General features: G+C 67.5%; 16 protein-coding genes and 2 pseudogenes. 9 read left to right on the plus strand and 9 right to left on the minus strand.

Annotation, left to right across the window (positions count from 1 at the left end; all coding sequences use genetic code 11):
- Window positions 1–4: 4 nt before the first annotated feature.
- Complete coding sequence (locus P3H15_RS04350) at window positions 5–1372, minus strand: aspartate aminotransferase family protein (protein ID WP_276136115.1); 1368 nt, start codon at window positions 1370–1372, stop codon at window positions 5–7.
- A gap of 98 nt (window positions 1373–1470) precedes the next feature.
- Here P3H15_RS04350 and P3H15_RS04355 point away from each other — a divergent pair, with 98 nt between their 5' ends.
- The 3 genes from P3H15_RS04355 (at window position 1471) to P3H15_RS04365 (ending at window position 5350) form a co-directional block, all read left to right on the plus strand.
- Complete coding sequence (locus P3H15_RS04355) at window positions 1471–2901, plus strand: aldehyde dehydrogenase family protein (protein ID WP_276136116.1); 1431 nt, start codon at window positions 1471–1473, stop codon at window positions 2899–2901.
- A 247-nt stretch (window positions 2902–3148) separates the two neighbouring features.
- Complete coding sequence (locus P3H15_RS04360; protein WP_276136117.1) at window positions 3149–4564, plus strand: glutamine synthetase family protein; 1416 nt, start codon at window positions 3149–3151, stop codon at window positions 4562–4564.
- A gap of 75 nt (window positions 4565–4639) precedes the next feature.
- The gene (locus P3H15_RS04365) at window positions 4640–5350 is read left to right on the plus strand and encodes an ABC transporter substrate-binding protein (RefSeq protein ID WP_276136118.1); all 711 of its coding nucleotides are present in this window, start codon (window positions 4640–4642) and stop codon (window positions 5348–5350) included.
- Between the two features lie 881 nt (window positions 5351–6231).
- On the opposite strand, the pseudogene P3H15_RS04370 reads toward P3H15_RS04365, so the two are convergent.
- The 5 genes and pseudogenes from P3H15_RS04370 to P3H15_RS04390 form a co-directional block, all read right to left on the minus strand.
- Window positions 6232–6399: pseudogene (locus P3H15_RS04370) on the minus strand (acyl-CoA dehydrogenase family protein); the annotation flags it as partial.
- Between the two features lie 12 nt (window positions 6400–6411).
- Window positions 6412–7593, minus strand: coding sequence for a thiolase family protein (locus P3H15_RS04375; RefSeq protein ID WP_276136119.1), 1182 nt, complete (start codon window positions 7591–7593; stop codon window positions 6412–6414).
- Window positions 7594–7685: 92 nt separating this feature from the next.
- The gene (locus P3H15_RS04380; protein ID WP_276136120.1) at window positions 7686–9242 is read right to left on the minus strand and encodes a GMC family oxidoreductase; all 1557 of its coding nucleotides are present in this window, start codon (window positions 9240–9242) and stop codon (window positions 7686–7688) included.
- Window positions 9239–10798: an APC family permease gene (locus P3H15_RS04385; protein WP_276136121.1), complete on the minus strand. Its 1560-nt coding sequence runs from the start codon at window positions 10796–10798 to the stop codon at window positions 9239–9241. The genes P3H15_RS04380 and P3H15_RS04385 overlap by 4 nt, the downstream gene beginning before the upstream one ends.
- A gap of 27 nt (window positions 10799–10825) precedes the next feature.
- Window positions 10826–12328, minus strand: a complete 1503-nt coding sequence (locus tag P3H15_RS04390; protein WP_276136122.1) for an aldehyde dehydrogenase family protein — start codon at window positions 12326–12328, stop codon at window positions 10826–10828.
- 226 nt (window positions 12329–12554) lie between these two features.
- Here P3H15_RS04390 and P3H15_RS04395 point away from each other — a divergent pair, with 226 nt between their 5' ends.
- Window positions 12555–13502: an aldo/keto reductase gene (locus P3H15_RS04395; protein ID WP_276136123.1), complete on the plus strand. Its 948-nt coding sequence runs from the start codon at window positions 12555–12557 to the stop codon at window positions 13500–13502.
- A gap of 2 nt (window positions 13503–13504) precedes the next feature.
- On the opposite strand, the gene P3H15_RS04400 is transcribed toward P3H15_RS04395, so the two are convergent.
- Complete coding sequence (locus P3H15_RS04400; protein WP_276136124.1) at window positions 13505–14422, minus strand: tyrosine-protein phosphatase; 918 nt, start codon at window positions 14420–14422, stop codon at window positions 13505–13507.
- A gap of 224 nt (window positions 14423–14646) precedes the next feature.
- On the opposite strand from P3H15_RS04400, the gene P3H15_RS04405 reads away from it, so the two are divergent.
- Genes P3H15_RS04405 through P3H15_RS04415 form a run of 3 tightly spaced genes read left to right on the plus strand, consistent with a single transcriptional unit; the run spans window position 14647 to window position 17107 of the window.
- Complete coding sequence (locus P3H15_RS04405) at window positions 14647–15423, plus strand: SDR family oxidoreductase (protein ID WP_276136125.1); 777 nt, start codon at window positions 14647–14649, stop codon at window positions 15421–15423.
- 34 nt (window positions 15424–15457) lie between these two features.
- On the plus strand, window positions 15458–16249 hold the full coding sequence (locus P3H15_RS04410) for an SDR family NAD(P)-dependent oxidoreductase (protein WP_276136126.1): 792 nt from the start codon (window positions 15458–15460) through the stop codon (window positions 16247–16249).
- A 45-nt stretch (window positions 16250–16294) separates the two neighbouring features.
- On the plus strand, window positions 16295–17107 hold the full coding sequence (locus P3H15_RS04415) for an SDR family oxidoreductase (RefSeq protein WP_276136127.1): 813 nt from the start codon (window positions 16295–16297) through the stop codon (window positions 17105–17107).
- A 160-nt stretch (window positions 17108–17267) separates the two neighbouring features.
- Here the strand turns inward: P3H15_RS04415 and P3H15_RS04420 are convergent, their stop codons facing one another.
- Window positions 17268–17879, minus strand: a complete 612-nt coding sequence (locus tag P3H15_RS04420) for a maleylpyruvate isomerase family mycothiol-dependent enzyme (RefSeq protein WP_276136128.1) — start codon at window positions 17877–17879, stop codon at window positions 17268–17270.
- Between the two features lie 126 nt (window positions 17880–18005).
- Between P3H15_RS04420 and P3H15_RS04425 the strand changes: the two are divergent.
- Window positions 18006–19296: pseudogene (locus tag P3H15_RS04425) on the plus strand (DUF222 domain-containing protein).
- Window positions 19297–19319: 23 nt separating this feature from the next.
- Here P3H15_RS04425 and P3H15_RS04430 read toward each other — a convergent pair.
- Window positions 19320–20495 carry a hypothetical protein gene (locus P3H15_RS04430; protein ID WP_276136130.1) on the minus strand — a complete coding sequence of 392 codons (1176 nt, stop codon included), beginning with the start codon at window positions 20493–20495 and terminating at the stop codon, window positions 19320–19322.
- A gap of 95 nt (window positions 20496–20590) precedes the next feature.
- On the opposite strand from P3H15_RS04430, the gene P3H15_RS04435 reads away from it, so the two are divergent.
- Window positions 20591–21211, plus strand: coding sequence for a hypothetical protein (locus tag P3H15_RS04435; protein ID WP_276136131.1), 621 nt, complete (start codon window positions 20591–20593; stop codon window positions 21209–21211).
- The last annotated feature ends 6 nt before the right edge of the window (window positions 21212–21217 follow it).

Genomic DNA, 21217 nt, shown 5'->3' on the forward strand with positions numbered 1-21217 from the left:
CTGGTCAGTCGGTCGGCAGCGAGAGCGCCGCAGCGTCGACGAGTGTCGATCGCAGGATGGTTTCGATCTCGGCGAAGTGTTGGGGGCCGGCGATGAGCGGCGGCGCCAGTTGGACCACGAGGTCTCCGCGCATGTCCGCGCGGCAGATCAATCCCCGCCGATAGAGTTCGGGGGCCAGGAAAGCCAGCAGCGCCTTGCCCTCGGCCTGCGAGAAGCGTTGCCTCGTCGCGGGGTCCTTGACCAGTTCAATCGCCCAGAAGTAGCCCGCCCCGCGCACGTCACCGACCAAGGGAATGTCGCGCAACGACTCGAGCATTCCGCGCAACACTGCTTCGTTGGCGCGCACGTTTTCGAGGATCTTCTCGCTCTCCATCAGCTCGATGTTCGCCAGCGCGACCGCCGAGGCGACCGGGTGCCCACCGAAAGTGACACCGTGGGCGAACACGTTGTTGTCGGTGAGGAACGGCTCGATGACGCGGTCAGAGGCGATGACCGCCCCCATCGGTGCATAGGCGGAGGTGAGGCCCTTGGCTGTGGTGATGATGTCGGGCACGTAGTCGAACCGTTGGGCACCGAACCACTCGCCCAGTCGTCCGAAGGCGCAGATGACCTCGTCGGAGATCAGCAGGACGTCATACTGGTCGCAGATCTGCCGCACGCGCTGGAAGTAGCCCTCCGGCGGGACGAAACAGCCTCCCGAATTCTGGACCGGTTCGAGGATCACCGCCGCGACGGTGTCTGGTCCCTCGAACTCGATTCTTTCCCGGATCGCCTCGGCGAGCGTATCGACCGCCTGCGGGTCCAGCCGGTAGACGTTGGTGTTTGTCACATGGCTTCCGCCGATGGGCAGCGGCTCGAAAGGGGCCCTTGCCGGCGACAGCGCGGTCGCCGCCAGTGCGCCCAGCGTGGTGCCGTGGTAGGCGGTGTTACGGGAGATCACCTTGTACTTGCCGGCCTTGCCGCGAATCTTGTGGTATTGCCGGGCGAGCTTGAAGGCGGAGTCCACGGCTTCGCCGCCACCGCCGACGAAGAACACGCGGTTGAGATCCGCAGGCGCCAGGTCGGCGATCTTGGTCGCGAGCTCGATCGCGCGGGGATGCGCGAAGGACCACGTCGGGAAGAAGGCCAACTCGGTAGCCTGCTTGGCCGCGGCCTCGGCCAGCTCGGTGCGGCCGTGGCCGACGTTCACGCAGTAGAGCGCACTCAGGCCGTCGAGGTATCGGTTCCCGTGCTGGTCCCACACGTAGCAACCCTCGCCGCGGACGATGACCGGGACTTCGACCCCCTGCGCATACGCACCCATGTTGCTGAAATGCATCCACAGATGCCTGCTCGGGTCGGAATCGACGGTCTGCACGGGATTCGTACTCAACTCGACTACCTCCACTCTGACTCAGTCTCGGGGAATCTTGCCTTCTAACCTCTGACATTATAGGTTAGATATATGGATGTCAACGAAGGAGCGAACCCATGAGGCAGATACGCAGCCAGAACTTCCTCGGCGGACGGTGGGTCGACCCCGCCGACGGCGCACGAGCGCCGATCACGAATCCGGCAACGGGCGCGGTGATCGGCGAGGTGGCAGCGAGTTCCCGCGTCGACGTCGACCGCGCGGCCGAGGCCGCCGAAACCGGCTGGCAGACCTGGCGGGAGACGACCCCGCGGGAGCGCTCGGAGTACCTCTTCGCCCTCGCCGACGCGATGGCCGCACACAGGAGTGAGCTGGCCGATCTCGAATCGGCGAATGTAGGCAAGCCCATCCTGAATGCCCGCGGCGAGGTCGACGAGGCGATCGACGGCCTGCGCTTCTTCGCCGGTGCGATACGCAGCTCAGAAGGATTGTCGTCCAATGAATTCCGCCGGGGCGCCACCTCGATTGTGCGTCGGGAACCCGTCGGGGTGGTAGGCCTGATCACGGCGTGGAACTTCCCACTGATGGGCGCGATCTGGAAGACCGGCGCCGCACTCGCCGCGGGTAACGTGTGCGTGCTCAAACCCGCCGAGCAGACCCCGTTGACGGCACTGGCCCTCGCCGACCTGGCGGCCCCGATCCTGCCGCCCGGAGTACTCAACGTCATTACCGGACAGGGCGATCCGGTCGGCTCCGCGCTCTCCCAGCATCCCAAGATTCGCATGGTGTCGGTCACCGGCGCCGTCGCCACCGGAAAGGCGGTGGCCGCCGCGGCGGCCCACACCCTCAAACGGGTGCATCTCGAGCTGGGGGGCAACTGTCCCGCCATCGTGTTCGGTGACGCCGATCTCGATGCGGTCGTCGCCGGCATTCGTCATGCCGCCACGGTCAATTCCGGCCAGGTCTGCCTGTCCGCGTCGCGGCTTCTGGTGGCGAAGTCCCGCTACGACGATTTTCTCGATCGCCTCGTGCCCGCGTTCGAGTCGGTCCGAGTCGGCGCACCCGAGGAGGGCGAGCACATCGAGATGGGTCCGCTCGCCTATCGCGGGCACCGCGACCGGGTTGTCGACTACATCCACAGCGCCCAGAACGCGAAGATCCTGACCGGACACCTCGACCCGGACACCGACAGCAATTTCGTCACCCCGACCGTCATCACCGGCGTCGAGCAGGGTGACACGATCGTTCAGGAGGAGATCTTCGGGCCGGTCGTGACCGTGCAACCGTTCGACACCGACGCCCAGGCGGTCGAATGGGCGAACGGCACCCCCTTCGGGCTTGCCGCATCCCTGTGGACCCGCGACCTGAACCGGGCGATGAACACCGCCCCGCGCCTCGAATTCGGCACCGTCTGGATGAACGACCACCTGTCGATGCTTCCCGAGATGCCGCACGGCGGGCTCAAGGACTCCGGCTACGGCATCGAAGGCTCGAGCTACGGCATCGACGAGTTCACCCAGGTCAAACACCTCTGGATCAAGCACGGTTGAGCCCTGAGACCCGATGTCCCGGCGCAGCACTCGCGGCGCCGGAACATTCGTACAGACCGGTCTCGATGCTGAATTATCCGGCACTCGGGGCTTGCGAAACCGAAAACAAAAGTCTAACATCTAATGCCAGATGTTAAATTAATTACTCAGGGTTCGGCCCTGGGTTCCCGTGCCGCATGCACCATCGACCGAATCCTCTTGATGGGGTGCGGCGCAGCACACTATCTTTGAGACCCGGAGGCCAAGTATGCCCACCCCCAGCGAACACACGACCCCACTCGAGCTGGCGCTCAGCGATCCCGCCCGTGAATCCGAACTGGAACGGTGTCGGCAGCTGTTCGACGAACGCGGTGTCACGCACGTGCATTGCCAGTACGTGAGTGTGCAGGGCCGCGTCCTCGGAAAGGTGATGCCGGCCAAATACTTCCTCGACACTGCGGCCCGCAAGGGCGTGCCGTTCGGCTACGCCGCCGCCGGCGGCCTGCAGGCGAGCCTGGCCGGTGAGCTGCTCGGACCAGGTGGTATCAGCACCCGGGAGGGCTTGCTGGTGCCCGACCTGGGCACGGCGCAGATCCTGCCGTGGGACCGGAGCGTGGCACGAGTGTTCTGCGACCACTACCGCTCGCTGCGTGAGGAGGTCGGGCCGGGAGAGCCGGAGGAGGCCGACGCTCGCGGCAACCTCAAGCGCGTCATCGCCGCCTTCCGGGACGAGACGGGGCTCGAGCTCCGGACCGGGTGCGAACCGGAGATGAGCTGGTTCAGCGGTCCGGACGCCGTCGACCGCTCCGCCTCCTTCTTCCCCGAGTGGGTGGGCCCGTCCTACCACCTCGAGCACATCGCGGAAATGATGCCGATCCTCAAGCGCATCACGCAGTACGCCCAGGAACTGGGCTTCGAGATGATCCAGTCCGACTACGAAGACCCTGGTCAGCTCGAATGCAACTTCCTCTACGACAACGCCCTCGCGACGGCCGACCGACTGATCACCTACCGGCAGATCTGCATGGCGGTGGCCAAGGAGTTCGGTGTGCTGGCCACGTTCATGCCCAAACCGGTCCCCGGAATCATGGCCAACGGCTGCCACCACCACGCGAGCCTGTGGCGGGGCGAGGAAAACGTGTTCGCCGACGACGACGATCTCACCGAACTGGGACGCCACGCGCTCGGCGGCCTGCTCGAGCACACCCGCGGAATGACCGCGGTGTTCGCGTCGACGACCAACTCCTACGCCCGCTTCTGGGACGTTGGACTGTTCGCCCCGGCGGTCACCAACTGGGGATACGACAACCGCACGACCAACTATCGTGTGCTGCCCGGACGCGTCGAAGTCCGCTCTCCCGACGCAGCCGTCAACCCCTATCTGTCCCACGCCGCGCTGATCGGCGCAATGGCCGACGGCATCCGTCGCAACGTCGACCCCGGGAAACCCGAACTCGGCAACGCCTACGCACCCTCCGGCGACGATGCTCCCTCGACCTTCGCGCCGCCGCCGCTGACCTTGTCCGAAGCCCTCGACGCCCTCGAGGAAGACAAGGCGGTCCGCTCCGTTCTGCCCGGCTCGCTCTACGACACCTTCACCTCCTGCAAGCGTGACGAATGCAACCGGCGCTCGGGCGCGATCACCGACTGGGACTTCAACACCTACCTGCGCTACACCCCGTAGCTCATCATGTCGGACCCCGCCCCAGGGCGGGGTCCGATCCTCCATGCCGGTATCACCTTCAGAAGGATCCTTGCCGTGAGCGACCTCGAACTCATTCAATCCGGAACCCTCGTCCTGTGCTCGACGGACATCGCCGCTCCCCCAATGACATCGGTCGTCGATGGCGTGCGGGTCGGCTACGAACCCGCCCTCGGCCGTGCGCTGGCCGACTACCTGGGCCTCGAACTGCAGTGGGTCGACGTACGTCGGTGGTCCGATTTCGTGCCGACCCTGACCGAACGGCGGTGCGATGCAATCTTGTGTAACCAGGCCATCACTGCCGACCGCGAGAAGATTGTCGACTTCACCGTCCCCTACGGACGGTTCGACGAGGGAGTGGTCGTCCGGAGCGACAGCCCCGTCCGCTCGGCCGCCGACCTCGTCGGCCGCAAGGTCGGAGCCATTACGGGCACCACCAACATTGCACTGGCAGCATCATTCGCCGGCGCCGAGGTCGTCCAATTCGGTTCCGGTGACGATGCATTCCACGAGATGGCCGACGCCGCCATCGACGGCACCATCGATGCGTTCGTCGACGACGAAATCGTCCTACCGGCACTCGAAGCCACCGGCAAGCTGCGGGTCGCCTTCATCGCACCCACAGGAAACCCATACGGCATTGCGGTGCGCAAGGATTCCGATACGTTGCGCACCAGTCTGAACGGGGCGATCCAGCATCTGATCGCAAACGGCACGCTCGCCGAAATCTGGAACAACACCTTCCCCGACAAAGCATTCCCCTTGTGAGGCTGCCGCCCGCCCTCCCGGCACGGTATCAACCGCCCGTGAAGGCGGGCGGCGGACGCCGACAGCTGCACCGGGGCGGCGGCCGCCGCCCCGACCGGTCCCGATGAAACCGCGGGTCAGGCCCAACCTGAACCAGATCAGCGATCGCTTCCACATCGAGGTCGACGACTTATGCCGTCGACCGCTAAAGGACAATCCACGCCCACCGAAGACACGTGAATCAGGATGGATCATCAATCCTCGCCAGGACTCGCGCAATCGCCGTGCACGACACCCCCACCACCCGATGAGTGCACGACGGCGCCGATCGTATCGCTGACAGCTGGCCGCCCGACTGTAGCGACCGACGCCGACCGATCCCGCGCACTTCGAATGAACGCATTCCCGAGACAGCTGGTTTCCCATGTCTGAACCGCCCACCCAGACCCGCAACTCCCGCCCCGACCCCAAATCCAGCAGAAGCCGTCTCGCCGACACAACCGCTGCCGACGACGAGCACCCCCCAGCGCACCGACTCCCCCGCAGACAACGGCTGCGCGACAAACTCCGCGCGGAAAGACACTCTCGCATACCGCGAGAGGCCGACCAACTGATTCGCTTTGCATTGACCTGGCTCCCGTACGGAGGCCCACCGGCGGATGAAATCATGGTTCAGTTCGGGATGACCGCAGCCCGCTTCTCCGAAGCCCTCCGACAGGCGATATACCTGTCAGACTGCGATCCCGGTATCGCCTGCCGAGTACACGCTGCCTACTTCGCCCGCCCATCGAGCCGATAGGCAGTGGCCCGCAGCTAGCAACGGCCTGGTTCTTCGACATGTTTCCCGACGCGGGTTGTTGACGCTTCCCGCGTGCTGATTCCTCCGGCCGACGTCCTTGGCGCCAGGTCTTCCTCTGAACCTCCGTGCCGTTCTCGAGGAGGTAGTGCGCGACGATGCCGGAGTGCACCGAGATGCCGAGCGCGAGGTCGCCGGCATTGTCCTGAGTCTCGAACACGACGAGATCGTGCGCGAACGTGCTGCCACCGCCGCCGTACTCCTCCGGGATCGCCCGACCCTCTTCCTAGATGCGCTTGAAGAGGGCGGCGAGGGCCTGGCCGCCGCCGATGCACATGGTGACGATGCCCAGTTCGAGGTCGCGGCGCACCATGTCCTTCGCGATCCGCAGACTCAGGATCGCCCCGGTCGCCCCGACCGGATGACCCAGCGCGATCGCCCCGCCGTAGGGGTTGGTCTTCTCCGGGCTCAGCTTCGCGTCCCGGATCACCGCGACCGCCTGCGACGCGAACGCCTCGTTCAACTCGATCACATCGATATCACCCGGGGTGGTCCCGGTCTGCTCGAACAGATTCGCCAACGCCAGCACCGGGGCGTACCCCATCAACGCCGGATCCATCGCCGCCGTCGCAACCGCCTCCAACGTCACCATTCCGGTCAGGCCCCTCTCCCGCGCCGCGGACTCGGTCGCCAGCACCAGCGCCGCGGCGCCGTCGTTGATCCCCGACGCGTTCCCCGCGGTCACCGACCCGCCCTCCTCGAACGCCGGCCGCAACTTCGCCAGGGTCTCGAGGGTGGTGTCGGGCTTGGGATGCTCGTCGACCTCGACCGTCGTCGGGCGCCGACCCCCGATCTGCACCGGGGTGATCTCCTCCGCGAACGCCGCCCGCGCCGCATCGGTGGCGGCGCGGCGCTGGGATTCGACGGCGAACTCGTCCTGCTGCTCCCGGCTCACGTCGTATTTGCGGGCCACGGCCTCGGCGGTGCGGCCCATGTGCACCCCACCGAACGGGTCGGTCAGGATCGCAACGGTACCGTCCACGAGCTTGCGGTCACCGAGCTTGTACCCGGAGCGGGCCGAGAAGTCGTAGAACGGCATCCGCGACATGCTCTCGTCGCCGCCGGCGAGGGCGAAGTTCACCCCACCCCAGCGCATCTGCTGCGCCGCCGACCACACCGCCTGCAGACCGGACCCGCACAACCGGTTCACGGTGTACGCCGGGGTCTTCTCGGGAAGTCCGGCGGCCAGGGCGACACGGCGGGCGTTGTAGGCGTCCGGCCCGACCTGACCGATGCAGCCCATCACCACCTCGTCGATGTCCGCACCGGGCACCCCGGCACGGTCCAGTGCGGCCTTCGCGGCGGTGGCACCCAGTTCGTGGGCGGGCACGTCCTTGAACGCGCCCCCGAAGCTGCCGATCGGGGTCCTCGCGCCGTCGACTACGACGATCGGTTCGGGAGAATTCATGACGTGCCCTTCCGTCTCTCTGCCAGTACGGGGAGATAGTAGGACTTCAAAGTACCTGGCGCTTCACGCAGGGCCTCCCGCACGTCACCGGGTCAGCGTCCGCGAATCAGATCGGCGCACTTCTCGGCCATCGTCATGACCGTGATGTTGGGGTTGACGTACGGCAGTTTCGGCATGGCGGACGCGTCCACCACCCGCAGATTGCGCACCCCCTTCACCCGCAACTCCGGGTCGAGGACGGCCGCCGGGTCGGTGGCCGCACCCATCCGGGCGGTCCCGGCGGGGTGATACACCGTGTTGTGGGTGCGGTGCGCGTAGTCGATCAGTTCGTCGTCGGTCTCCGCCTCCGGCCCGGGAGCCAGTTCCCTCCTGATCCAGCCCCGGAGCGGTTCCTGCTCGGCGATGCGGCGCGCCAGCCGGAACCCGGCGAGCATCACGGCCTCGTCGTGACCGTCGGGGTCGGTGAAATACCGGGGGTCCACTCGCGGACGATCCCGGAAGTCGCGGGAGCGGAGCCGCACCGTTCCGCGGGAGCGGCCCTGCGTGACGTTCGGGGTGAGGCAGAATCCGTTGTCCGTGGTGGGGTAGCCCCACCGGAGGGTGTTCATGTCGAACGGCACGCTGCCGTAGTGCATCATCAGGTCCGGATGATTGAGGCCCTCCTCGGTGGTGGCGAACAGGCCGATCTCCCACCACTGCGTCGACTCGGTGACCATCGGCCGGGATGCCTCCCAGAACACGAGACCCTCGACGTGGTCGTCGAGATTCTGCCCGACCCCGGGGGCGTCGACCCGGACGTGCACGCCCATCTCACGCAGGTGCACCGTGGGCCCGATACCCGAGAGCATGAGCAATTTCGGGGTGTCGATGGCCCCTGCGGTGACGATCACCTCGCGGCGCGCCGAGACGGTGTCGTATCCGGAGAGGTCGGGACGCTGGTAGCGCACGCCGGTCGCCGCCATCTCATCGTCGATGACGATCTCGGCGACCCAGCAGTCGGTGCGCACGTCGAGGTTGGGCCGGGATCCGAGAATCGGGTGCAGGTAGGCGTGGGACGTCGACATCCGGGTCCCGTCCTCGGACGCGTTGATCTGGAACCACCCCGCGCCGTCGAGGACGCTCGTGCCGCGGTTGAACTGCACAGTCGGCAACCCGACCTTCGCCGCGGCCTCGAGCAGGGCGACGCCGCAGGGGTCGTTCGGGGGGACGTCGCGCAACCGCACGGGACCGCTGTGGCCGTGCTGCTCACCGGGGGCGTCGTTGTTCTCCACCCGCGCGACGAGCGGTAATACGTCCTTCGCGCCCCAGCCCGTCGCACCGGCCGCCGCCCAGTCGTCGAGCGTCTCGGCGGGTGGCCAGAACGCGATACACGAATTGTGCGACGAGCAGCCGCCGAGCACCTTGGCCCTGGCGTGCCGCATGAAGCTGTTGCCCCGCTCCTGCGGCTCGACCGGGTAGTCCCAGTCGTACCCGGAGTCCAGCAGGTGCATCCACTGCGACAACTCGAGGATGTTGCGGTCACCGACGTCGGACGGCCCTGCCTCCACGAGGCACACGGTCACCGACGGGTCCTCGCTGAGCCGGGCGGCGAGCACGCATCCGGCGGTTCCTCCGCCGGCGATCACGTAGTCGAACACTGTGTCCGTCATGGCAGTTCACTCTCCGCCTCGTCCTTCGTCGTCGCCGCGTGCGAGGCGAGGCAGCCGATGTGGTTGCGGCCCTTCACCGCGTACCAGAGGAGGCCGAGCCCGAGGATGATGCCGATGTAGACGAACGCACCCCACGTGTTGTACCAGGGGGTTCCGTAGACCTCGGGGCGTGGCCACGCCAGGTTGAGCGCCATTCCCACGCCCCACAGCACGGCGAAGATGTTCACAGCGAGCCCCCACCGGCCCATCGTGAAGTAGCCGCTCTCGGCGAGTTCCTTAGGCGGCCACTGCCCCTGCAGTCGTTTCTTCAGCAGCGGACCGGTGACCATGAGGTACGCCAGGTAGATCATGATGATCGCGATCGACGTCAGCACCGTGAAGATCTGCGGCTGACCGATGTTGATGACGAGGATGAACGCCGCGAGCAGACCGATCACGATGGCGGGGACCACCGGCGTCTGATGCTTCGGGTTGACGTGGGCGAGCCGCTCCCCGAAGGGCAGGGCGTTGTCGCGGGCCATCGCGAACGTGAGCCGGATGGCCGCGGCGTGCACGGCGAGCGAACACACGGTCACCGCGACGACGATGCAGACCAGGAAGATCTTGCCGAGCGGTCCCCACATCACCTGCTCGACGATGTACTGCAGGCCGCCCTCGCTGCTGCCGATCAGCGGATCGTCGAGGTCGGGGGCCGCCATGACGGCGAACACCAGGATCGCCCCGCCGATCACGAAGGACGCGAGGATCGCCCGCAGGATCGCCTTGGGTGCCGTCCGCCGCGGGTCGACGGTTTCCTCGCCGAGCGAACTCGCGGTGTCGAAGCCGTACATCACGTACCCGGACGCGAGGGACGCCACGAGGAACACGGTCAGATACCCGCCGGCCTCCCCGGCGCCGTACCCGTGGGTGGAGAAGAACACCTCCGGGCCGCGGGTGATGTTGGCTGCGAGGATGACGGCGATGAGGACCGCGGCGATCAATTCGACGAACACGCCGGTGCTGTTGATGAGGGCCATCAGCTTGACGCCGAATGCGTTGACCGCCGTGGTGAACGCGATCATGATGGTGCCGAGAATGACGGCGTTGGTCGCGAAGTCGTACTCACCGCTGCCGTCGCCGACGATCTGGAAACCGCTCCACAGCCGCGGCAGGTTGAGTTGCAGCGCGAGCACGACCGCGGAGAGCGTCACGATCGACGCGGTGAGCATCAGCCAGCCCGACGACCAGCCCACGATCCTGCTGCCGAGTAGCTTGGCCCAGTTGTAGACCGAGCCGGCGACGGGATATTTGGCCGCGAGTTCCATGAAGCACAGCGCGACGGCCATCTGCCCGACGAACACCATCGGCCACGACCACAGATACGCCGGCCCCGCCGTGCCGAACCCGAAATAGAACAACTGGAACGTGCCGGTGAGAATCGAGATGTAACTGACTCCCGCCGCGAAACTGGCGAACTTGCCCAGACTGCGGTCCAATTCCTGTTTGTACCCGAGTTCGCCGAGTCCACTGTCCCCCGACTCATCTCCGCCACCCACTGCTCCGTGCCGAGTAGCCATCGTTCTCTCGCCTCTCCGTGCGCCGGACTAGCCGTTGTCGAACCACCCCGCCGCCGTGGGCGAGGTGTTGTGCCAGATGTGTTTGGTCTCCTGGTATTCCGCCAGACCGGCGGGGCCGAGTTCGCGCCCGTTCCCCGACATCTTGAAGCCGCCCCACTCGGCGGCCGCGGTGTAGTAGCCGAAGTCGTTGAGCCACACCGTTCCGTGGCGCAGGCCCCGCACCATGCGCTCACCCCGGGCGCTGTCGGCGGTCCGGACGCCCGCGGCGAGGCCGTACTCGGTGTCGTTGCCCAGGCGCAACGCCTCCTCTTCGGTGGTGAAACGCTCGACGGTGAGGATCGGCCCGAACGTCTCCTCCTGCACGAGGCGCATGGTGCGGTCGCAGTGGTCGAAGATGGTGGGCAGGTAGAAACTCCCGTTCGCCAGCGCGGGATCCGACGGCCGGGCTCCCCCGGTCACCAGCCGGGCGCCCTCCGCGCGTCCGAGTTCCACGTATTTTTCGACCTTCTCCCGGTGGGCCTCGGATACCAGCGGGCCTGTACGGCTCGCCGGGTCGAGGCCGTTGCCCATCCGGATCTTCTCCGCCCGGGCGGCGAGCGCGGCGACGAACCGATCGGCGATGGATTCCTCGATGATCAGGCGGGTGCCCGCCGAGCACACCTGACCGGAGTGCAGGAACACTCCTGTGAGCACCTGGTCGACGGAGTCGTCTCCGTCGGCGTCGGCGAAGACGATGTGCGGATTCTTGCCACCGAGTTCCACGGCCACCTTGGTGACGTTCCTCGCCGCGGTCTCGAGGATGACGCGTCCGGTGGCCAGCCCGCCGGTGAAAGAGATGAAGTCGACGTCGGGGGTTCCCGTGAGGGCGGCGCCCAGGACGGCGCCGCTGCCCTGCACGAGGTTCACCACCCCGGCCGGAACACCGGCTTCGGCGATCAGCGTGGTGAACGCGATGGTGCTGAGCGGGGTCACCTCGCTCGGTTTGAGGACCATCGTGCACCCGGCGGCCAGTGCGGGCGCCACCTTCCACGAGATCTGCAGGAGCGGGTAGTTCCACGGTGCGATGAGCACGCACACACCGATCGGCTCGCGCACCACCCGGCTGATCACGTCGGGACGGCCGACATCCACCAGACGGTCCGCCTCGACCGCGGCGAGTTGCGCGTAGTACCGGAACACCGACACCACGTCGTCGATGTCGATCCTGCTCTCTTCCAGAGTTTTTCCGGTGTCGAGCGTCTCGATGCGCGCCAGGGTCTCCTTGTCGCGTTCGAGCAGATCGGCGATCCGCGCGACGATGGCGGTGCGCTCGGCGACGGGCGTGTGCGGCCACGTGCCCTCGTCGAACGCGGCGCGGGCCGCGGCGACGGCGCGGGCGGCGTCGTCCGGGGAGGCCTCGTCGACGGTGGCGACCACCGACCCGTCGGCCGGATTGATGCAGTCGCGGGTCTCGCCGGAGCTGGAGCGGATCCACCGCCCGTCGACGAACAGGCCCGTGTTCAGAAGGTCATCGATCGACTGGTCCCGCATCACTCAACTCCGTGTCTCGCCGGAACGAACGCACCCCCTCCACGGTATGCCGTCGGAGTCGCGGTGGGCGGGGTTCGCCCGACACATGTCCGATTCGCGCGGGAATCCGCGACCGGGAAGCGTGTGTCCGGTAGCCGGACGCGCGTGCGCCTAGCGGCTGCGATAGCGTCGTCAGGCGAACTCTTCGCACATTCCCGGACAGGACACACCTAGAAACGGAGCACCCGTGGTCGCGATCGGCAACTCGGATCTGGACATCTTTCCCCTGGCACTCGGTGGCAACACCTTCGGCTGGACCAGTGACGAACCGACATCGTTCGACATCCTCGACGCGTTCGCCGCGGGCGGCGGCAACTTCGTCGACACGGCGGACTCGTACTCCGCGTTCGCCGACGGCAACTCCGGCGGCGAGTCCGAGACCGTCCTCGGCAACTGGATGGCGTCCCGCCGCAACCGGGACCACATCGTGATCGCCACCAAGGTCAGCCAGCACCCGGAGTTCAAGGGACTGGCCCCCGCCAACGTCCGGGCTGCTGCGGAGGCGTCCCTGAAGCGGCTGCACACCGACTACATCGACGTGTACTACGCACACTTCGACGACGCCGACACGCCCCTCGTGGACACCCTCGGCGCATTCGACAAACTGGTCCGCGACGGACTCGTCCGCCATGTCGCCATCTCCAACTACTCGCCCGAGCGCATCCGCGAGTGGCTGTCGCTGACGGCCGAGCACGGTTTCGCCGCGCCGATCGCGCTGCAGCCGCACTACAACCTGGTACACCGCCACGACTACGAGCCCGAGGTGGCCGCGCTCGCGACCGAGAACGGCCTGGGCGTCTTCCCGTACTACTCGCTCGCGGCGGGTTTCCTCGCGGGCAAGTACCGCACCCAGGCCGACCTCGAGGGCCGGGCCCGCCAGCGGATGGCCACCCGCTACTTCTCCGAGTCCGGTCTCGCCGTCGTCGACGCCCTGGCCGAGATCGCCGACGCGCACTCCGCGGAGATCTCCACCATCGCGCTCGCGTGGCTCCTGACCCGGCCCGGCATCACCGCGCCGATCGCGAGCGCGAGCCGCCTCGAACAGCTTCCCGCCCTGCTCGACGCCCCGACCGTGACGCTGACCGCGTCCGAGATCAGCCGGCTCACGACCCTCTCGGACGCGATCGGGGCCTGACCTCAGCCCAGCAGCTTGCTCCGGAGCCGGTCGACCGTCGCCGAACTCAGACCCAGCCCGTCGGTGAGGTAACGGTCGACCGTGCCGTACTGCTCCGCGAGCCGGCCGAGCCCGGCCTCGAGGTAGCTGCGGTCCACACCCAGCAGCGGCTGGTAGATCTTCGCCACCGCCTCGCCGCGGCTGGCGGCGATCTGGTCGTACGTGACCTTCATCGACGCCGCGGTGTATTCGTTGGTGAGCAGATAGTCGTCGAAGATCGTGTCCTGCGAAACGCCGGCGATGGAGAGCAGCAGCGCGGACGCCCAGCCGGTGCGATCCTTGCCCGCGGTGCAGTGGAAGATCTGCGGTCCGTCGGTGTCGGCCAGTGACGTCAGGAGTTGCGCGAACCCGGCCCGGGTCGCCGCGTCGTCGACGAAGCTGCGGTTCATCTGCTGCATGAACGCGACGGCGTCTGCGGGCGACTTCAACTGCGCGACAGCGGCACCCAGGTCACCCGACAGGATCGGGATGCCCTGATACCGCGGTCCGGCCGGGAGCCGGTCGGGTTTCGCCGCCACCTCTTCGACGGTCCGCACGTCGTACACCGCGGTCAGCCCGAGCCCGGTGAGGACGGCGAGATCCTGATCGTTCGGAACCAGCGCGTTCGAACGGTAGAACAACCCCCGTGTGACGTGTCCGCCGCGGGCGGTCGCATACCCCCGGCCCGATCCCCCGACGTCGCGGAAGTTGTCGACCGACGCCAGTCGCGGCGTCTCGACGACCGGGCCCGCGCTCCCGAAATCGGACGAGCCGAAATCCGGGAGGCTGATTCCGGGCAGCGAGAACGGGTCCGCCGACGCGAGCGCCGGCGCGCCGACGCCCGCGAACAGGACGCTGCCGGTGATCAGCACCGCGGCGGTGGAAGTGACACGTCGAGACATGGGAAGCCTTTCGATGGTCTGTCGGGGAGATCCGCTCATCCGGCATGTCCGGAACGTCAGCGGGTAATCCACATCACAGTGGTCCGGCGTTTCCCGTGGCTACGAGTTGTTCCGATCACCGGGAGAACCCGTTTCCCGCGGGGGCCGACCACAGCAGACTCGGGCCGTCGGCAGCGGAGACGCCCGACGAACGTGACTTTTCGACGACGAGGATGTGAGCTGAGATGACCGAGACCGCACAGCAACTGGCGGGGAAGGTTGTGATCGTGACCGGGGCGGCGCGGGGGCTCGGCGCAGCCTTCGCCCAGCGCATCGTCGACGAGGGCGGCAGCGTCGTGGTCGGTGACGTCCTCGACGACGACGGCCGCGCGACGGTCGACAAGCTGGGCGACCGGGCGCGGTACTGCCACCTCGACGTCACCGACCCGCAGCAGTGGCAGGCCGCGGTCGACGTGGCGACGAGCGAGTTCGGACGCGTCGACGGCCTCGTCAACAATGCGGGCATCTCCACCGGCCAGTACATCGAGCACGAACCGCTCGAACACTTCCGGACGGTCCTCGACATCAACCTGACCGGCGTGTTCAACGGCCTGCAGGCCGTCATCGGCCCGATGCGCGCCGCCGGCGGCGGATCGATCGTCAACATCTCCTCGGCCGCCGGGCTGATGGGACTCGCCCTGACCGCAGGCTACGGCGCGTCCAAGTGGGGCGTGCGCGGGCTCACGAAGATCGCCGCCGTGGAACTGGGCACCGACCGGATCCGCGTCAACTCCGTCCACCCGGGCATGACGTACACCCCGATGACCGCCGGTCTCGGAATCCAGCAGGGCGAGGGCAACTACCCGAACACCCCCATGGCGAGGGTCGGGGTACCCGAGGAGATCGCCGGCGCCGTCGGATTCCTGCTGTCCGACGCGGCCACGTACGTCACCGGGGCCGAACTGGCCGTCGACGGCGGCTGGACCGCCGGACCGACCGTGAAATACGTCATGGGCCAATGACATCGAATTCGGAACCACACGAGGAGCACAGACGATGAATCGATTCGACAACCGGCGGATCCTGGTGACCGGCGCCGCGTCGGGTATCGGCCAGGCCACCGCCCTCCGCCTGCTCGAGGAAGGCGGCACCGTCGTGGCAGCCGACGTCTCCGAGGACGGCCTCGCGCGGACTACGGAACTCGCCGAAGCGGCAGGCACGGCGCGTCGCCTCAGCGTCGCCGCCATCGACATCGGCGACGAGAAGTCCGTCGTCGAGGGTGTGAGCCGCAGCGTCGAAAACCTGGGCGGACTGGACGTGCTCGTGAACGCCGCGGGCATCCTCCGCGCTTCACACACCCACGAGACGCCCGTGGACCTGTGGAATCAGGTGATCGGGATCAACCTCACCGGCACGTTCCTCATGGTTCGCGAATGCCTGCCCGCGCTGCTACGCAACGAGCGCAGCGTGGTCGTCAACTTCAGTTCCACGTCCGCGGCGTTCGCGCATCCCTACATGGCCGCGTACGCCGCAAGCAAGGGCGGCATCCAGTCGTTCACCCACGCGCTGGCCCTCGAATACGGCAAGCAGGGCCTGCGCGCAGTCGGTGTCGCCCCCGGCAGCATCAAGACCGGAATCACCGACGCCACCTCCGGATACGTGCCGTCCGACGCCGATTGGGGCCTGTTCTCCAAGCTGTCACCGATCCTCCCCACCACCCTGGAATCGGGTGGCGCGGCCATGGGAGGACCCGAGCAGGTCGCCGGAGTCGTCGCCATGCTCGCCTCCGACGACGGCGCGTTCGTCACCGGAACCGAGATCCGCATCGACGGCGGCACCCACGCCTGAGCGGTGGACCCTTGCGCCGGCGACGGCGGCACGTAGGTTGGACGCATGAGCCTCCCCACTCCTGCCGCCGATCGCACCGCGCTCGTCACCGGAGCCTCGTCCGGGATCGGCACGGCCCTCAGCCGTGAACTCAGCCGACGCGGCCATCAGGTGGTGCTCGTCGCCCGCCGGGCCGAGAAGTTGGAGGAACTGGCCACCGAACTGCGGGCCGCGGGAGGCCGGGCGCACGCGCTGGGCGCCGACCTCTCCGACCGCTCGGCCCGGGCGACCCTGCTCGACCGGGTCGGCGAACTCGGACTGACCCTGGACATCCTCGTCAACAATGCCGGCCTGTCCACGCTCGGCCCGGTGGCCGCGTCCGATCCGGACGCCGAGATGAACATGATCGAGGTCGACGTGACGGCCGTCGCCGACCTGTGCAGCCGCGCCCTGCCGGGCATGGTGCACCGGCGCCGGGGAGCGATTCTCAACGTCGCGTCCACCGGGGCGTTCCAGCCGTTGCCCGGCCAGGCGGGGTACGGCGCCTGCAAGGCATTCGTCCTCTCCTACACCGAAAGTCTGACCGGAGAATTGAAAGGCACCGGGGTCACCGCGACCGCACTCTGCCCCGGACCCGTGGACACCGGATTCGGCGAGACGGCAGGTTTCACGAAGGAGGACGCGGAGGCCGCGCTGCCCAGCTTCATGTGGGAGAGCCCCGAATCCGTGGCCAGGACCGGTATCGACGGACTCGACAAGGGACAGATGGTCGCCATCCCCGGTTTCGCGAACCGGGCGGCGTCCGTCTTCGCGCGCCTCGCACCGAACAAGTTTCTCGTTCCCGTCCTCGCCAGCCGTCATCCCGGTTTGCGGAGGTAGGCGCCGCCCGTCGGTTTACTGTGGGCTGGTAGAGATGACTACCGCTACGCGCCGATTCGCCCAGATCACCGCGACCGTGGCTGTCGCTCGGCGCCTTGCTCCCCGGTGGAGGTCCGGGCACTTCGTCTACCCGGGTTTCATTCCGGGCAGCTGAGACCGACTACAACGGGTCGCCCTCGACCCGTCCGGCCGGAAGCGTCCGGCCACAGATCGTGAGAGCGAGATCCTCTCCCGCTCCGCGTAATTCGGCACCCGACCCGTACGACCAGCCGAGGTCCGTGGCCCGCAGTCGACGACCCTCGATGTCGACACCGAAATTCGAGTGCCCGCCGCCCGCCGTGAGGTCGTTGAGGACGATGCGGATCGTCGTCTCGGGTACACGTCGCGGCACCCCCAGCGGCACCGTGACGTCGAGGCCGTGGATCACCACATGGTTGAGCGCGCCGTGATAGCCGCCGCCCGGCGGAGTCCACGCGCGCATGGTGTCCGAACGCAGGTCGGCGACAAGATCCGACGTGGCCAATTCGGCGTCACTACGGGCGATCTCGTTGGACAGCCGGGTGAAATCGAACTCGCACTCGCGCAGACGCGTCATGAACTGCTCCTCGGAGTAGCGCGCCGCCATGGTGACATGTGCGACCACTTCGCGAATCCGCCAGCCCTCGCACAGCGACGGCGTGTCCCATTCCGCATCCGAGATCCCGTCGAGGACGTCGGCCAGGGCCGAGAACTCCGTCGCGACTGCACGCTGCAGGACGGCATCATCGGTCATCGCAGTCAGCTCCCATCAGATGTGTTCTCCACGATCACCGTAGACCGAAACCGCCGAGTATTGCGCCAGTCGAACATGATTGATAAAGTCGAACGTATATTCGAATAACCTCGGGGGAGGCTGGTCGTGGGGGATGTGGTGGCACCGGATCTGGAGGAGTTGCGGACGTTCACGGCGCGGTTGCGGTGTGTCGGGCCGTGTGGTGAGGCGGGGGTTGGGGATCGAGTGGCTCGATGCGGTGGAGACGTTGAAGTCGGTCGGATGTGCGGTGCAGGCGGTGGTCACCGACGATGTCGCCACCTGCATGCGGGAGGACCGGAAGGTTCGGGGGTTGCCGCGGGCGGAGTGGGGCCGCGGTATTGCCTCGCAGATCGCGTTGGCGCGCAGGGAGTCCCCGAATCGTGGTGGCGGGCATCTGGGGTTCGCTCAGGCGGTGGTGCGCGAGATGCCGCACACGTTGGCGTTGTTGCGGTCGGGTCGGTTGAACGAGTGGCGTGCGACGTTGTTGGTGCGGGAGACGGCGTGTTTGTCGGCGGCGGATCGCGCGGTGGTGGATCGGCGGTTGTGTTCGGACCCGGACGTTCTCGACGGGGTCGGGGACCGCGGTCTGGTGGCGAAGGCGAAGGCCCTGGCGGTGGAACTGGATGCCGCCACGGTCGTCCGGCGGCATCGTAAGGCGGTGTCCGAACGACGGGTCACGACACGCCCCGCGCCGGATTCGATGGCCTATCTCAGCGTGTTGATGCCGGTCGAGCAGGCCGTGTGTGTGCAGGCCACGCTGGGGCGCGATGCCGACAGTCTCATCGCGACCGGCGAGAGCGGTGGCCGCACCCGCAATCAGCTGATGGTGGATCTGTTGTTCGCACGCGGCACCGGAGCCGACGTGGGGTCGGGTGTTCCGGTGGCGGTGAACCTGGTGCTCTCGGACGAGACGCTGTTGGCCGGTGGGCACGAGGCGGCGCAGCTGCAGGGGTTCGGGCCGGTGCCGGCGGGGATCGCTCGACAACTGGTGGCGGACGCCATCGATGGAGATACCGGGACGTCGTTGCGGCGGGTGTACACCTGCCCGCAGTCAGGGACGCTGACGGTGATGGAATCCCAATCGCGCACGTTCCCGAAGAGCCTGCGAAAGCTGATCGATCTGCGGGATCAAACGTGCCGCACCCCGTGGTGTGATGCCCCGATCCGCCATCACGACCACATCCGCTCACACGGCAAGTCGGGTGCCACCAGCGCGGACAACGGGTCCGGACTGTGCGAGGCCTGCAACTACGCGAAGGAAGGCGACGGCTGGACCGCCCGCCCCGTACACAGACCTGACCGCACCCACCTCATCGAACTCGGCACCCCGACCGGACACCACTACCACTCGGCAGCGCCGCCGCTCCCGACCCCTGCGCACCTGCGCGCGTCATGAGGTGGTGGAGGTTAGCCCGTCGGTCATCCCCGTCCCCCCGACCAGGACGTGAGCTCGGCGATATCTCCGTAGAGCGCCGACTGGTAGGTGAGCATCAGCTCCTCCACGCCGCCGAACTGGTCTCCGACGTTGTGGGTGTTCTCCGCCGACAATTCGCGGTCGCCGGAGCGTGCGATGAGTTCGTCGATGCGGCTGTCGAGGCTCATCGCCCGGTTGACGGCCAGCACGGACCGCAGCTGCACCTCGGCTCGGGACAGCAGGTCGCCTATTCGGGCAAGTGCGGCGACGCGGTCGACCAGTTGATCCCATACCGGCTTCAGCGCGTTGCGCCTGGCCTCGATCTGTTGACGCGCACCGTCGGAATGGGTGGCGCGCAGCGCGTCGTCGAGCTCGATCCGAATCCCACGCAGCGCGACGGTGTCGACGGCGCTCTGGGTCAGTTCTTCGGCGAGGTCGAGTTGGTACCGCTGAACCGCGAAGTGTTCCGAGTGCCACACTTCGGAGCCGTCGATCCTGTCGAAGAGCATCCCCGCCAGGTAGAGGAGGGTGTCGTACGAATCGGCGAATCTGTCGTTCTCGAGATCGACGCCCTTGCCGATGGCGTCGGCGACGCGTCGTCCGACCGTGGCCATCGGGGTGTTCTCCGCTGCGTGGACGAGGCGTTCCGCCGCGGTGCCTCGGGCGTAGTTGCCCGCGCGTTCGAGTGCGGTTCCGGCGATCGGCGCCGGTGTGCGTTGCAGCGCCCGGAACAGCGCCTCACGCTGATCGAGATCGAGATGGACCCCCTCGCGCCGATCCCTGCGCATCGCCCGGACACCGTTGCCGTAATGGGCGGGCGACATCACGACCGCAGACCGATACGACTGCAGTTTGCGGCCGAGCTCGGTGGCACGGTACTTGAACAGCAGCTGCGCAGGTCCGGGACGCAAGCTGTCGGTGCGCCGGGCCACCTGGTGGTACTCGTCCGTGAGCAGACGCAGCGCTCCGAAGCCCCCGATCGACGGAATGGTGCGGCCCGCGCGTCGCCGGTTGGTGAGCACCTGCCGGGTGGGCGGATCGAGATGCCCGGCGGCGATCAGTACGGCGGCGGCGTCCGACAGCGGGGCATGCGTGCCCGCGATCGTGGACCGTTCACACCAGTCGCGGACCTGGAAGGAGATGCGGGCACGACGCTCCTCGTACTGGGCGCTTTCCGACATCGGACCTCCTGGCAGTTCGCTGATCACCACTGTCCCAGAATTTCGTCGGACGCGCCGCGACCGTTCGGGACGGGCGCGGTCCTAGGCTCGAAACCATGACCTACACGGTGCGTGCGGTACTTCTGTTCGCGGCGGTGGCAATGGTGGCAGGGGTAGCCGGTTGCGCCCGCTCCGTCGACGGCTCCCCCGAGACCGGCGCCGTCGCGGGGCCCGCGACCACATCCGCAACCTCATCGGCTGTGACGACCGCCCCGAAGACCACCACCACCACGGCCCCGAGGTCAACGACAACCACCGCCACTCCCGCCCCGGCCGACCCGCAGGCGTTCGCCGGCACCGCGGCGGGGAGTTACTACTTCACTACGCCGAGCACCAAGTTCCACTGCGCGATCCTCACCGGCGGCGACCTCCCGACCGCCGGTTGCCACGGCCCGATGCCGGCGTCGGCGCCGAAGGTCCCGGGCGCCGGCGCGTCCGGTACCGCGGTCACGCCCAACGCGATCGAGGTCACCGGCGGCCGCCCCGGTCAGTTCGCCAGTGCCGGCGACCCGCGGTTCTACCCCCTCGACGGATCGGCCGCGCCGGCGCTGTCGTATGGACGTGCGTTGCAGGTGAACGACCTGACGTGTCTCGTCGACGAGGCCGCCGGGGTGACGTGCCGCAGCGAGGCCGGTCACGGATTCACGCTCTCGGACAGCGCGTTCCGGGTGTGGTGAGCCGGT

It is taken from the genome of Rhodococcus sp. T2V, from assembly GCF_029269925.1.
In the GTDB taxonomy this organism is placed as follows: domain Bacteria; phylum Actinomycetota; class Actinomycetes; order Mycobacteriales; family Mycobacteriaceae; genus Rhodococcus_F; species Rhodococcus_F koreensis.

Excerpts from the sequence above, each read along its gene's own strand:
- P3H15_RS04355 (WP_276136116.1), top strand. The coding sequence starts at position 1,471 with ATGAGGCAGATACGCAGCCAGAACTTCCTCGGCGGACGGTGGGTCGAC.
- P3H15_RS04360 (WP_276136117.1), top strand. The coding sequence starts at position 3,149 with ATGCCCACCCCCAGCGAACACACGACCCCACTCGAGCTGGCGCTCAGC.
- P3H15_RS04375 (WP_276136119.1), bottom strand. The coding sequence starts at position 7,593 with ATGAATTCTCCCGAACCGATCGTCGTAGTCGACGGCGCGAGGACCCCG.
- P3H15_RS04380 (WP_276136120.1), bottom strand. The coding sequence starts at position 9,242 with ATGACGGACACAGTGTTCGACTACGTGATCGCCGGCGGAGGAACCGCC.
- P3H15_RS04385 (WP_276136121.1), bottom strand. The coding sequence starts at position 10,798 with ATGGCTACTCGGCACGGAGCAGTGGGTGGCGGAGATGAGTCGGGGGAC.
- P3H15_RS04390 (WP_276136122.1), bottom strand. The coding sequence starts at position 12,328 with ATGCGGGACCAGTCGATCGATGACCTTCTGAACACGGGCCTGTTCGTC.
- P3H15_RS04400 (WP_276136124.1), bottom strand. The coding sequence starts at position 14,422 with ATGTCTCGACGTGTCACTTCCACCGCCGCGGTGCTGATCACCGGCAGC.
- P3H15_RS04405 (WP_276136125.1), top strand. The coding sequence starts at position 14,647 with ATGACCGAGACCGCACAGCAACTGGCGGGGAAGGTTGTGATCGTGACC.
- P3H15_RS04410 (WP_276136126.1), top strand. The coding sequence starts at position 15,458 with ATGAATCGATTCGACAACCGGCGGATCCTGGTGACCGGCGCCGCGTCG.
- P3H15_RS04415 (WP_276136127.1), top strand. The coding sequence starts at position 16,295 with ATGAGCCTCCCCACTCCTGCCGCCGATCGCACCGCGCTCGTCACCGGA.
- P3H15_RS04420 (WP_276136128.1), bottom strand. The coding sequence starts at position 17,879 with ATGACCGATGATGCCGTCCTGCAGCGTGCAGTCGCGACGGAGTTCTCG.
- P3H15_RS04430 (WP_276136130.1), bottom strand. The coding sequence starts at position 20,495 with ATGTCGGAAAGCGCCCAGTACGAGGAGCGTCGTGCCCGCATCTCCTTC.
- P3H15_RS04435 (WP_276136131.1), top strand. The coding sequence starts at position 20,591 with ATGACCTACACGGTGCGTGCGGTACTTCTGTTCGCGGCGGTGGCAATG.